Raw genomic sequence first — 11,548 nt, 5'->3', positions numbered from 1 at the left:
AACGCAGCGCCGGGCAGCCCCAAGCAAGTTCAGCCCCCCTGGGGGGCAGCGCATTACACGCAGTGAAAAGCGTGGGGGCCGTCCATACTGCCTTGGTCATGGCCGGTGGTACCGGTGGCCACATTTTTCCAGGGCTTGCCGTGGCTGAAGCCTTGCGCGAGCGCGGCTGGCGCGTGCACTGGCTGGGCGGCAGCGGCAGCGCAGGCCAACCCAGCATGGAAAGCCAACTGGTGCCGCCGCGCGGCTTTGCATTTGAGTCGATTGATTTTTCCGGCGTGCGCGGCAAAGGCCCGGCCACGCTGGTGTTGTTGCCGCTGCGCCTGCTTAAGGCGTTCTGGCAAAGCCTGCAGGTGCTTAGACGTATCAAGCCCGATGTGGTGCTCGGTCTTGGCGGCTACATCAGCTTTCCGGCCGGCCTGATGAGTGTGCTGCTGGGTAAGCCGCTGGTGCTGCATGAACAAAACTCCGTCGCCGGCTTGGTCAACAGGGTCATGTCCGGTGTTGCCGATCGGGTCTTTACGGCTTTTCCCGGTGCGCTCAAGAAAGCCGACTGGATCGGCAACCCCTTGCGCCCGGCTTTTATCCAGCAGCCCGATCCGGCCGCGCGTTTTGCTGGGCGCAGCGGGCCCTTAAAGCTGCTGATTGTCGGCGGCAGCCTGGGGGCCAGCGCCCTGAATGCGCTGGTTCCCAAGGCGCTCGCGCTGATCCCCGAGGCCAGCCGTCCGCAGGTCACGCATCAAAGCGGTGCCCGTCAGATCGAGGCGCTGCGCGCCCACTACGCGGCCGCAGGCGTGCAGGCTGAACTCACGCCCTTCATCGAAGACACGGCGCAGGCGTTTGCCGACGCCGACCTGATCATCTGCCGCGCAGGCGCCAGTACGGTGACCGAAATCGCAGCCGTTGGCGCCGCGGCAATGTTTGTGCCCCTTCCATCCGCTGTGGACGACCACCAGACCAGCAATGCCAGGTTTTTGGTCGACCAGGGCGGCGGCTGGCTGGTGCCGCAGCGTGACCTGACGGCTCCGCTGCTGGCCGAAATGCTACAAAAAACAGAGCGCTCTACGCTTATACAACGGGCGCTGCAGGCTAAATCTATGCAAAAAACAGAGGCTACAGCGCGTGTCGTGGCGGCCTGCGAGGAACTTGTGACATGAAGCACGCCATCAAACACATTCACTTCATCGGACTGGGCGGCGCGGGCATGTCCGGCATTGCCGAAGTCTTGCACAACCTCGGTTATGTCATTTCAGGCTCCGACCTGTCGGACAGCTCCACCTTGCGGCGCCTCGCCGGGCTCGGCATCAAGACTTTTGTCGGTCATGCAGCGTCCAATCTGGTGACGGTCGATGCGGTGGTTACCTCCACTGCAGTGCAGGCGGACAACCCCGAAGTGCTCGCGGCGCGCGAAAAACGCATTCCGGTCGTGCCGCGCGCCCTCATGCTGGCCGAGTTGATGCGCCTGAAGCACGGCATCGCCATTGCCGGCACCCATGGAAAAACCACCACCACCAGCCTGGTCGCCAGTGTGCTGGCCGAAGCCGGCCTGGACCCGACCTATGTCATAGGGGGCCGGCTTAACAGCGCCGGTGCCAACGCCAAGTTGGGCCTGGGTGAGTACATCGTCGTGGAAGCCGACGAGTCGGACGCTTCCTTCCTGAACCTGTTGCCCGTGATGGCGGTGGTCACCAATATCGACGCCGACCACATGGAGACCTATGGCCATGACTTTGGCAACCTGAAAAAGGCCTTTGTCGATTTTCTGCACCGCATGCCTTTTTATGGCACGGCGATTTTGTGCACCGATGACCCGGCGGTATGTGAAATCATTCCCCAGGTTTCCTGCCCCATTACGAGTTACGGCTTTGGCGAGGACGCGCAGGTACGTGCCATCAACGTGCGGGCTGTGGGCGCGCAAATGCACTTCACGGCGCAGCGGCGCAACGGCGTCACCCTGCCCGACCTGGACGTGGTGCTCAACCTCGCCGGCCAGCACAACGTGCTCAACGCCTTGTCGGCCATTGCCATAGCCGTGGAGCTCAACGTGCCCGATGCCGCCGTGCAAAAAGCCCTGGCTGAATTCAAGGGCGTGGGCCGGCGCTTCCAGAGTTACGGCGATCTGCCGGCGCAGGGTGGCGGGCAGTTCACCCTGATTGAAGACTACGGACACCACCCCGTTGAAGTTGCCGCCACGCTGGCCGCAGCGCGTGGCGCGTTCCCCGGCAGGCGGTTGGTGCTGGCATTCCAGCCGCACCGCTACAGCCGCACCCGCGACTGCTTTGAGGACTTCGTCAAAGTCCTGGGGCAGGCCGATGCCGTATTGCTTGCCGAAGTCTATGCCGCCGGCGAGGCGCCCATCGTGGCGGCTGATGGCCGATCGCTGGCGCGTGCGCTGCGCGTGGCGGGCAAGGTCGAGCCGATTTTTGTCGACGAGATTGAGGCTATGGCGCAAGCGATTGTCGACAACGCCAAAGAAGGCGACGTGATCATGTGCATGGGCGCCGGCTCGATTGGGCGGGAACCCGGCAAGGTCGTGGACATTGTGCAGGCGGCCGGGCGCCAGCTGCTGTGTGCCGGAGATCGACCATGACTGACAGCGTTAAAGGTTTTGGAAAAGTGGCTGTGTTGCTGGGCGGACGCTCCGCCGAGCGTGAAATTTCGTTGTTGTCGGGCCACGGCGTGTTGCAGGCGTTGCGCGCGCGCGGCGTCGATGCCCATGCATTTGATCCCGCCGAACGCGATCTGAGCGAGCTGAAGAAAGATGGGTTTACGCGCTGCTTCATTGCGCTGCATGGCCGTTTCGGCGAGGATGGAACGGTGCAGGGCGCGCTCGAGCTGCTTGGGATTCCCTACACCGGTTCTGGCGTCATGGCGTCGAGCATGGCCATCGACAAGGTCATGACCAAACGCGTCCTCCTGTCGGAAGGCCTGCCGACTCCCCGCTATGCGCTGCTGCGCCGCGATGCGCAGGGCGGCTATGGCGGTGCTGACCTTGGCGCCATCGCCGATGAGCTGGGACTGCCGCTAATCGTCAAGCCCGCGCGCGAAGGCTCCTCGCTTGGCCTGACCAAGGTGACGGCGCAGGCCGGCATGGCGGAGGCCGTGGCGCAGGCGGCCCAACTCGATGCCGACATCTTGTGCGAGCAGTTCATCAGTGGCGACGAAGTCACTTGCCCGGTGCTGGGAACCGGCGCAACTGCGCAAGCGCTGCCGGTGATTCGCATCGTCGCACCCGACGGCAACTACGACTACCAGAACAAATACTTCACCGATATCACTCAGTACCTGGTGCCCTGTGGCCTGCCTGAGGGCGAAGAAGCCGCCATTCAGGGCCTGGTGCTGCAGGCTTACCGCACCCTCAACTGCCGCGGCTGGGCTCGTGCCGACGTGATGATTGACAAGGCCACGCGCCAGCCCTACCTGCTTGAGATCAATACCTCGCCGGGCATGACCGGGCATTCGCTGGTGCCGATGTCAGCGCGGGCGGCGGGCATCTCTTACGAAGACCTGTGTGTTGAGGTGCTGAAGAGCGCGGCGCTCGACTACCTCCAACCGGACGGAGCCACCCCTTGATTCGTCCCCTGCCATTGCCGACTCCCTTGCCGCTCGACGTCAAGCTCATGAACACCGTGTCGGTGCTTCTGGGCCTGGCGTTTGCCGTCATGGTGCTGGCGCTGGCGCTGGGCTGGCTGATGCGCCAGTCGCTGTTTAACCTGAGTGCCATTCATGTGCAGGGTGATTTGTCACACAACAACGCCGTCACGCTGCGCGCCAATGTGGCGCACAACCTGACCGGCAATTTCTTTACCGTGGACCTGGCCCGCGCGCGCGCGACCTTCGAGGCCGTGCCCTGGGTGCGCCGCGCGGTGGTCCAGCGTGAATTTCCCAGCCGCCTGAAGGTGGTGCTGCAGGAACACCAGGCGATTGCCTATTGGGGCCAGGAAGGTGATGCTCGGCTGGTCAACAATTTTGGCGAAGTTTTTGAAGCCAACCAGGGCGATCTGGAAGCCGAAGACCTGCCGCTGCTCAACGGGCCGCAGGGCCAGGCCCCGCTGGTGCTGCGCGCCTATCAGTTGCTGGCGCCGATGTTTGAAGAAATTGACACGGTGCTGGAGCGGCTGCAGTTGACCGGCCAGGGCAGCTGGCGCGCCCAGCTCGACAGTGGCGCGGTGATTGAACTGGGCAACGGCTCCATGGATGAGCTGAGCACGCGCACCCGCCGCTTCATCGCCACGCTGACCCAGGTTTCCTCGCGCTACGGGCGCGAGCTGGAGTCCGCCGATCTTCGTTATGGCAACGGCTACGCGATCAAGCTCAGGGGCGTCACCACCGGCAGCCCGGCTGACAAAGACGATAAAAAAGATAAAAGTAAAAGGTAAATACAGATGGCCAAGGAATACAAAGATCTCGTCGTCGGGCTGGACATTGGAACCAGCAAGGTGATGGCCGTGGTGGCCGAGGTCATGCCGGGCGGTGAGCTCAAGTTGGCGGGGCTGGGCATTGCGGCCAGTCACGGCCTCAAGCGCGGTGTCGTGGTGAACATTGACGCGACCGTGCAGAGCATTCAGCAAGCGTTGAAGGAGGCCGAGCTGATGGCCGACTGCAAGATTGCCCGTGTCTACACCGGCATCACCGGCAGCCACATTCGCGGCATCAACTCCAGCGGCATGGTGGCGGTGAAGGACAAGGAAGTCACGCAGGCCGACGTGGCCCGCGTGATAGAGACTGCCAAGGCCATCAACATCTCGACCGACCAGCGCCTGCTGCTGGTCGAGCCGCAGGAGTTTGTGATCGACGGCCAGGATGTGCGTGAGCCCATCGGCATGAGCGGCATAAGGCTGGAGGCCAAGGTGCATATCGTCACCGGCGCGCAAAGTGCGGCCGAGAACATCATCAAATGCGTCAGGCGCTGTGGTCTTGAAGTGGACCAGCTGATGCTCAACCCGCTGGCCTCCAGCCTGTCGGTGCTGACCCAGGACGAGCGCGAATTAGGCGTGGCGCTGGTCGACATTGGCGCCGGCACCACCGATGTCGCCATCTTCACCGGCGGCGCGATCCGGCACACTGCGGTGATTCCGATTGCCGGCGACCTGATCACCAGCGACATCGCCATGGCGCTGCGAACGCCCACCAAGGACGCCGAGGACATCAAGGTTGAAAGCGGTTACGCCAAGCAGTTGCTGGCCGACCCAGACACGCAGGTGGAAGTGCCTGGCCTGGGCGACCGCAGCCCGCGTATGCTGAGCAAACAGGCGCTGGCCGGCGTGATCGAGCCGCGTGTCGAGGAAATTTATTCACTGGTTCAGCAGGTCATCCGCGAGTCCGGCTACGAAGAGGTGCTGTCTTCCGGCATCGTGATCACCGGCGGCAGCGTGATGATGCCCGGCATGGTCGAACTCGGCGAGGACATCTTTCTCAAGCCCGTGCGGCGCGGCATACCGCGTTACTCCAGCGCGTTGTCCGACATGGTGGCGCAGGCCCGCGCGGCTACTGTCATGGGCTTGCTCGAAGAGGCACGAATGGCGCGCATGCGCGGCTACAAGGTGGCGCAGAAGGCGGGCAGTGTGCACAACGCATTTGGTCGTGTCAAAGACTGGTTTGTGGGGAACTTTTGATGAATCATTTTTTCAATTTCATCGGTCGTCCTTCTCGTGGTTTTTATTCTGGCGGCGCGGACCCTCCTTCATGAGGCGTCCGGCAAGACATGGAAGCATGGAAGTGTTTAAAAAATTTTGGCAACTGCGGTTTATTGAATCTACTGAAAAAGGGGGCTCCCAATGAGCATCGAAATGATTGAGATCGAAGAATTCAACCAGGGCACACAGATCAAGGTGATCGGTGTCGGCGGCGGTGGCGGCAACGCCGTCGGGCACATGATGGACTGCGGCGTGCAAGGCGTCGAGTTCATCTGCGCCAACACCGATGCGCAGGCGCTCACGCGCGGCACGGCGCACAAGACGATCCAGCTCGGCAGCAGCGGCCTGGGGGCCGGCAGCAAGCCCGACAAGGGCCGCGAGGCGGCCGAACTGGCGGTTGACGACATCCGCAGCGCGATTGCCGGCGCGCACATGCTGTTCATCACCGCCGGCATGGGCGGCGGAACCGGCACCGGTGCAGCGCCGGTGATTGCCCGCGTGGCCAAGGAAATGGGTATTTTGACGGTCGGCGTGGTGACCAAGCCTTTCGACTTCGAAGGCGGGCGCCGCATGACCAACGCTGATCTGGGGCTGACCGAGCTGGAGGCCAATGTGGACTCGCTGATCGTCATCCTCAACGAAAAGCTGCTCGAGGTGCTTGGCGACGAGGTGACCCAGGACGAAGCCTTTGCCCACGCCAACGACGTGCTGAAAAACGCCGTGGGCGGTATTGCCGAGATCATCAATGTGCCCGGCCATGTCAACGTTGACTTTGAAGACGTGCGCACCGTGATGGGCGAGCCCGGCAAAGCCATGATGGGCACGGCCAAGGCCAACGGCCCGGACCGCGCGCGCATCGCCGCCGAACAGGCCGTCGCCTGCCCGCTACTTGAAGGCATTGACCTGTCGGGTGCCAAAGGCGTGCTGGTGCTGATCACCGCAGCCAAAGGCTCGCTCAAATTGGCCGAGTCCAAGCTGGCGATGAACACCATTCGCGCTTACGCCTCACCCGATGCGCATGTGATCTATGGCACGGCTTACGATGACGACCTGGGCGATGACATCCGTGTCACGGTGGTTGCCACCGGGCTGAGCCGCCAGGGAGTGCGCCGCCATGCGCCCCCGCTGCAGGTATTACGTACTGGGACCGACAACGTGCCCTTTCATGTACCTACACTCAGCGCAGTGTCGGGAGGTTCCGGTGTGTCGCAAACGTCCATGGGATCGGCTCAACCCGACTACGGCAACATGACGGTGCCCAGCGTATGGCGCACCAACCGCACCCAGGCAGCGGCCAAGGTGGACGCGCTGGCATCGGGCGGCATGGATGACTTCGAGATTCCAGCTTTCCTGCGCAAGCAAGCCGATTAGTCGATGTAAAGCTACTGCGCGGGTCGATCTCGCGTTTGCGATGCTCGCCGTACCTGAGTACGGCTGCGCTTCTCAACGCAAGCTCGTTCCCGCTCGCTACGCTTTCCATTCGACTAATCCCTACTAAATGTAGTGAGTGCTTAAAAATTAAAATACCTGGATGCTCGCCCAAAGAACCCTTAAATCCCTGACCAAGGCCGTCGGTGTTGGCCTGCACAGTGGCCAGCGGGTGGAGCTGACCTTGCGGCCAGCGGCGCCAGATACAGGGATCGTCTTCAGGCGCGTCGATTTGCCGCAACCGGTGGACATCGTCATCTCGGCGCAGGCCGTGACGGACACCCGGCTGGCGTCCACCATTTCCAACGGCAGTGCCAAGATTCACACCGTCGAGCACCTGATGTCAGCCTGCGCCGGCCTGGGCATCGACAACCTGTATGTAGATATCACGGCCGAAGAGGTGCCGATTCTTGACGGGTCGGCTTCTTCTTTTGTCTTTTTGCTGCAATCGGCCGGTATTGCGCTGCAGGCGGCACCCAAACGCTTTATTCGGGTGATCAAACCGGTCGAAGTGCGTATCGGCCAGGGCGCAGCAGTCAAGTGGGCGCGGCTGGACCCCTACGAGGGTTACAAGCTGAGTTTTGAAATTGACTTTGACCACCCGGCCGTGGACTCCACCGGCCAGCGCGTCGAGTTCGATATCGGCTCGGGCGCTTACAGCCGCGACATCGCCAGGGCGCGCACCTTCGGCTTTACCAAAGACGTCGAGATGATGCGCGCCAACGGATTGGCACTCGGCGGCGGTCTGGACAACGCCATCGTCATGGACGACTACAAGGTGCTCAACAGCGATGGCCTGCGCTACAACGACGAGTTTGTGAAGCACAAAATCCTCGATGCCATGGGCGATTTGTATTTGCTCGGCAAACCGCTGCTGGCCGCCTACAGCGCCTTTCGCTCAGGCCATGCCATGAACAACCAGTTGTTGCGTGAGCTGCTCGCTCACCCCGAAGCATTCGAGGTGGTTACGTTTGACGATGAAAAGCGCGCGCCCCCCGGTTTTGCGACGCTGGCGCGCGCCTGGTAGCGCGCAAAGGGACTTCAAACCATGCTGCTTTTTCGTTGGTTGATTTTGCTGGCATTGCTGGGGGCAGTGGTGTCCTTCATGTTCTACGCCGGCACCGGGCAACAGCGCTTCAAGCGCTTCGGCCTGATCCTCCTCAAATGGACGCTGATCGCGGCTTTCGGCTTTTTTGCGGTGCTGATTCTGGAACGGCTCGGCTGAAAGGGGCGCCTCATCAGGGCGCGCCATTATCAGTAGTGGCGGCCCGCCTTGTAGGAGGCGCTGGAGTTCGGCTTCAGCGTGGTGGCTGCGGCCAAAATGGCGGATGAACGCCACGCATGGGCATGGGTAATGGCCAGCCCTAGCGCGTCTGCGGCATCTTTGCCGGGCAGCGCCGGAAGCTTCAACAGCCGCATCACCATCTGCTGCACCTCGGCTTTGCCCGCCTTGCCATAGCCCGCCACGGCTTTCTTCATCTGCAGGGCGGTGTATTCGGCAACGGACAGATCGCAGGAGACCAGGCCGGTGATGCAGGCGCCGCGCGCCTGGCCGAGCAGCAGCGTGGCCTGCGGGTTGACGTTGACAAAGACAATCTCCACCGACGCCGCATCGGGCTGGTAGCGCTGAACGACCTCGCACACGCCGTCAAACAGCACCTTCAGGCGGCCCGGCAGATTGCCGCGCTCCAGGTGCGTGGTCTTGATGGTGCCGCTGGCGACGTAGCTCAGCGCATGGCCGTCCATGTCTACCACGCCGAAACCGGCGATTTGCAGGCCGGGGTCAATTCCTAAGATGCGCATTTGCTATACATTTTATAGCTGCTTGCGCCCGTCTTCATTGGGCTAGCGGCCAAAACGATGCCTAAAAATGGAAAAACAACCGGTTTCGGCAAGGTCGGGCGCACAGACCGAGCCGAACCGGCAAGCAGCGGCGTAGCCAATGGATCGCCCATCCGCCGTCAAGGCAATTCCACCCCGCCCATGCGTGCCGTGATGGTGCCGGCACGTGAGGCGAGGTAGGCCGAATTGGGCCGGGTTTCAAAATACTTGGGCCGTGGCAGCATCACGGCAAGGCGGGCGGCTTCATAGGCGCTTAGTCTTGCAGCGGGTTTGCGGTAATAGTGCTGGGCGGCGGCTTCGGCGCCAAAAATGCCTTCGCCCCACTCGACGTTATTGAGGTAAATCTCCAGAATGCGCTGCTTGCTCAGCAGCGCTTCAAGCAGCAGCGAGAGCAGCAGCTCCTCGCCCTTGCGCAACAGCGTGCGTTCACCCGACAGGAACAGGTTTTTGGCGAGCTGCTGCGTGATGGTGGAGCCGCCGATAATTTTGGGCGGCTTGGCGCCGGCCCGAGCGGATTGGCTGGGAGCCAGCCGGCTGCCCGCCTGCGCGGCGCGCTGCTCGGCCCTGGCATTTTTCTCCCAGGCCTTTTCCAGCGCCTCCAGGTCCACCCCGTCGTGTACGACGAAACTGGCGTCTTCAGAGGCGATCACGGCGCGCTTCAGGTTCTCGGACAAATTCGCATACGGCAGCCACTGCTGGCGCCACTTCAGTGTGCCGGTGTGCTTGACGACGAGATAGGCCTCCGAGCGCTGAAAGGTGGTGGACTCGGGGTCCAGCACGGCCATCAGGGCTACGCGCGCCACAAAATACAGCTGCAAACCCAGCCCGGCCAGCAACACCAGGCCCAGCAGCCTGAGCAGGGCTTTCATGGCTGCAGCGCCCGCAATTCGTGCAGCACCTGCAGCACCTGCGCAGGGGACGGGCGCAGCTGGCGCCACAGCGCAAAGGCTTCGGCGGCCTGTTCCACCAGCATGCCCAGGCCGTCACGCGCGGTGGCGCCGTTCTGTCTGGCCCAACGCATGAAGCCCGCCGCGGCGGGCCCGTACATCATGTCGTAGGCCAGCGCGCCAGGCTTGAGCACCTGGCGATCAACCGGCACCGCGGCGCCGCCCAGGCTGCTCGCGCTGGCGTTGATGACCACATCAAAATCACCCGGCAGCCCTTGCAGGCCGTGCGCGAGCAGCTCTGTTTTTTGTAGCAGATCGTGCATTGAAGGGTGCGCTTGATGGCGCGCCACCAGGGCCTTGGCGCGGGCCGGTGTACGGTTGGCCAGCACCAGCCGGCGCGGGCCGGCTGCCAGCAGCGCTGCCAGCGCACCGGCAGCGGCGCCACCGGCGCCTATCAGCAGCACATCGCGTCCGGCCAGTGCAACGCCCGCATGGTGCTGGATGTCGTTGACCAGTCCTACGCCATCGGTGTTGTCGGCGTGGACGCCGCCGCTGGCGGGATGGTTAAGGACCAGCGTGTTGGCGGCCTCGGCCAGCTGCGCCCGGTCGGTCTGCGTGCCCTGTGTTCTGGCCGCCTGAAACGCTTCAAACTTGAAGGGCACGGTGACATTGCAGCCGCGCGCGCCGCTTTGCAGCAGTTGCGTCAGCGTGGCGGCAAAGCCATCAAGCGGGGTGAGCAAGCGCTCGTAGCTCAGGGTCTGACCCGTCAGCTCGGCAAAGCGCGCATGAATCAGCGGCGATTTGCTGTGTGCAATGGGGTTGCCCAGAACGTAGTACTTGTCCATGCCAGAACCTCAGCGGTTGGTCAGCTTGGTTTCAAGGGTTTCATCGCGCGTGAACTTGAAGCGCGACACCACCACGATCTGATCGGCCTGACGGCGCATCACCTGGTCGAATTTGCCGAACGGGCCAGTGCCCCGGACGATGTTCTGCGCGCGCCGGTCCAGCGTCAGGTTGCCCGAGGTCTGAATGACTTCGGTGTCCAGCACCCGCCCATCAAAATTGACGGTCACCACCATGCTAAGTTCGCCATAAAGTTTTTTGCCGGCTTGTTCGGGAAAGTTGACGGTGCCCTTGTCCTCAATCTTGCGGCGCAGTTCGTCGTAGTACAGCGCATAGACTTCCTCGCGCGTGGCCGGACTGATGTAGCGCTTTTTGGGCCGCGCATTTTCTTCATTAATGCGTTTCTCGATCTCGGCCAGTATCTTGATGAGTTGCTTGCGCTTTTGCTCGCGCTCGGCCCGCACCGGGTCGTTGCTAGGCACGTTCGGGTCGGGCGGCGGCATCGAGGCCAGCTGCTTCTTGATTTGCGCCAGTAACTGGGTTTGCTGCTCTTGCATCGAATCGACCTTGCGCTGAGCATCTTCGGCGGCGTCGCCCAGCTCCATCAGGGCCGAGGGTGGCAGCGGCGAGGTGGCGCGGCCTTTTTCAAGCTCGCCGCCACCGGCCAACGATGCCTGCGCAATCGCCTTGGCAAAGTCCGGCTTTTCATTGGACTTGGCATTGACCAGAATCACTTCCAGCGGCGTGTCCTGAAACACGCGGTTAAAGCGTTCCGGGTCGATAAAACGCACCGTCAGCAGCACCACGTGGACAGCAATCGAGGCGCCCAGGGCAATTTGCAGTGTGCTGAATGATTTCACAGGAGAGGATTATCGGGTCTTTAGCGGCGTGAACTGACTTTTGCCGGCGGGTGCC

Annotated in this window: 12 protein-coding genes; 8 read left to right on the top strand and 4 right to left on the bottom strand. The window is 62.5% G+C overall.

What is annotated here, in order from left to right; translation table 11 throughout:
• The first annotated feature begins 98 nt into the window (after nucleotides 1-98).
• The 8 genes from murG to HHJ18_RS10345 all read left to right on the top strand — a co-directional run bounded on the left by murG (nucleotide 99) and on the right by HHJ18_RS10345 (nucleotide 8,286).
• On the top strand, nucleotides 99-1,154 hold the full coding sequence (gene murG / locus HHJ18_RS10380; protein WP_296915192.1) for an undecaprenyldiphospho-muramoylpentapeptide beta-N-acetylglucosaminyltransferase: 1,056 nt from the start codon (nucleotides 99-101) through the stop codon (nucleotides 1,152-1,154).
• The gene (gene murC / locus HHJ18_RS10375) at nucleotides 1,151-2,587 is read left to right on the top strand and encodes a UDP-N-acetylmuramate--L-alanine ligase (RefSeq protein ID WP_296914831.1); all 1,437 of its coding nucleotides are present in this window, start codon (nucleotides 1,151-1,153) and stop codon (nucleotides 2,585-2,587) included. Before murG ends, murC begins: the two co-directional genes overlap by 4 nt.
• A complete protein-coding gene (locus HHJ18_RS10370; RefSeq protein WP_296914830.1) occupies nucleotides 2,584-3,570 on the top strand; it encodes a D-alanine--D-alanine ligase in 987 nt (328 codons plus the stop codon). The genes murC and HHJ18_RS10370 overlap by 4 nt, the downstream gene beginning before the upstream one ends.
• Nucleotides 3,567-4,376: a cell division protein FtsQ/DivIB gene (locus tag HHJ18_RS10365; protein ID WP_296914828.1), complete on the top strand. Its 810-nt coding sequence runs from the start codon at nucleotides 3,567-3,569 to the stop codon at nucleotides 4,374-4,376. The genes HHJ18_RS10370 and HHJ18_RS10365 overlap by 4 nt, the downstream gene beginning before the upstream one ends.
• A 6-nt stretch (nucleotides 4,377-4,382) precedes the next feature.
• Nucleotides 4,383-5,612, top strand: a complete 1,230-nt coding sequence (gene ftsA, locus HHJ18_RS10360; RefSeq protein ID WP_296914825.1) for a cell division protein FtsA — start codon at nucleotides 4,383-4,385, stop codon at nucleotides 5,610-5,612.
• A gap of 162 nt (nucleotides 5,613-5,774) precedes the next feature.
• Complete coding sequence (gene ftsZ, locus HHJ18_RS10355) at nucleotides 5,775-7,004, top strand: cell division protein FtsZ (protein ID WP_296914822.1); 1,230 nt, start codon at nucleotides 5,775-5,777, stop codon at nucleotides 7,002-7,004.
• A gap of 160 nt (nucleotides 7,005-7,164) precedes the next feature.
• Nucleotides 7,165-8,088, top strand: coding sequence for a UDP-3-O-acyl-N-acetylglucosamine deacetylase (lpxC, locus tag HHJ18_RS10350; RefSeq protein WP_296914819.1), 924 nt, complete (start codon nucleotides 7,165-7,167; stop codon nucleotides 8,086-8,088).
• A gap of 21 nt (nucleotides 8,089-8,109) precedes the next feature.
• The gene (locus HHJ18_RS10345; RefSeq protein ID WP_296914816.1) at nucleotides 8,110-8,286 is read left to right on the top strand and encodes a hypothetical protein; all 177 of its coding nucleotides are present in this window, start codon (nucleotides 8,110-8,112) and stop codon (nucleotides 8,284-8,286) included.
• 29 nt (nucleotides 8,287-8,315) lie between these two features.
• On the opposite strand, the gene ruvC is transcribed toward HHJ18_RS10345, so the two are convergent.
• The 4 genes from ruvC to HHJ18_RS10325 all read right to left on the bottom strand — a co-directional run bounded on the left by ruvC (nucleotide 8,316) and on the right by HHJ18_RS10325 (nucleotide 11,493).
• Entirely contained in the window at nucleotides 8,316-8,864 is a 549-nt protein-coding gene (ruvC, locus tag HHJ18_RS10340) for a crossover junction endodeoxyribonuclease RuvC (RefSeq protein WP_296914812.1), read from the bottom strand.
• A gap of 158 nt (nucleotides 8,865-9,022) precedes the next feature.
• Nucleotides 9,023-9,772, bottom strand: a complete 750-nt coding sequence (locus tag HHJ18_RS10335) for a transglycosylase domain-containing protein (RefSeq protein ID WP_296914810.1) — start codon at nucleotides 9,770-9,772, stop codon at nucleotides 9,023-9,025.
• Nucleotides 9,769-10,635, bottom strand: coding sequence for a shikimate dehydrogenase (gene aroE, locus HHJ18_RS10330; RefSeq protein WP_296914806.1), 867 nt, complete (start codon nucleotides 10,633-10,635; stop codon nucleotides 9,769-9,771). The genes HHJ18_RS10335 and aroE overlap by 4 nt, the downstream gene beginning before the upstream one ends.
• A gap of 9 nt (nucleotides 10,636-10,644) precedes the next feature.
• Nucleotides 10,645-11,493, bottom strand: a complete 849-nt coding sequence (locus HHJ18_RS10325; protein WP_296914805.1) for a TonB C-terminal domain-containing protein — start codon at nucleotides 11,491-11,493, stop codon at nucleotides 10,645-10,647.
• Between the last annotated feature and the right edge of the window lie 55 nt (nucleotides 11,494-11,548).

The organism is Polaromonas sp. (assembly GCF_012927455.1).
GTDB lineage: Bacteria > Pseudomonadota > Gammaproteobacteria > Burkholderiales > Burkholderiaceae_C > Polaromonas.
Note: the sequence above shows the minus strand (reverse complement) of the source record. Positions and strands in the feature narration are given on the sequence as shown.

Coding starts and splice junctions, on each gene's coding strand:
- murG (WP_296915192.1), top strand. CDS start 99: ATGGCCGGTGGTACCGGTGGCCACATTTTTCCAGGGCTTGCCGTGGCT.
- murC (WP_296914831.1), top strand. CDS start 1,151: ATGAAGCACGCCATCAAACACATTCACTTCATCGGACTGGGCGGCGCG.
- HHJ18_RS10370 (WP_296914830.1), top strand. CDS start 2,584: ATGACTGACAGCGTTAAAGGTTTTGGAAAAGTGGCTGTGTTGCTGGGC.
- ftsA (WP_296914825.1), top strand. CDS start 4,383: ATGGCCAAGGAATACAAAGATCTCGTCGTCGGGCTGGACATTGGAACC.
- ftsZ (WP_296914822.1), top strand. CDS start 5,775: ATGAGCATCGAAATGATTGAGATCGAAGAATTCAACCAGGGCACACAG.
- lpxC (WP_296914819.1), top strand. CDS start 7,165: ATGCTCGCCCAAAGAACCCTTAAATCCCTGACCAAGGCCGTCGGTGTT.
- HHJ18_RS10345 (WP_296914816.1), top strand. CDS start 8,110: ATGCTGCTTTTTCGTTGGTTGATTTTGCTGGCATTGCTGGGGGCAGTG.
- ruvC (WP_296914812.1), bottom strand. CDS start 8,864: ATGCGCATCTTAGGAATTGACCCCGGCCTGCAAATCGCCGGTTTCGGC.
- HHJ18_RS10335 (WP_296914810.1), bottom strand. CDS start 9,772: ATGAAAGCCCTGCTCAGGCTGCTGGGCCTGGTGTTGCTGGCCGGGCTG.
- aroE (WP_296914806.1), bottom strand. CDS start 10,635: ATGGACAAGTACTACGTTCTGGGCAACCCCATTGCACACAGCAAATCG.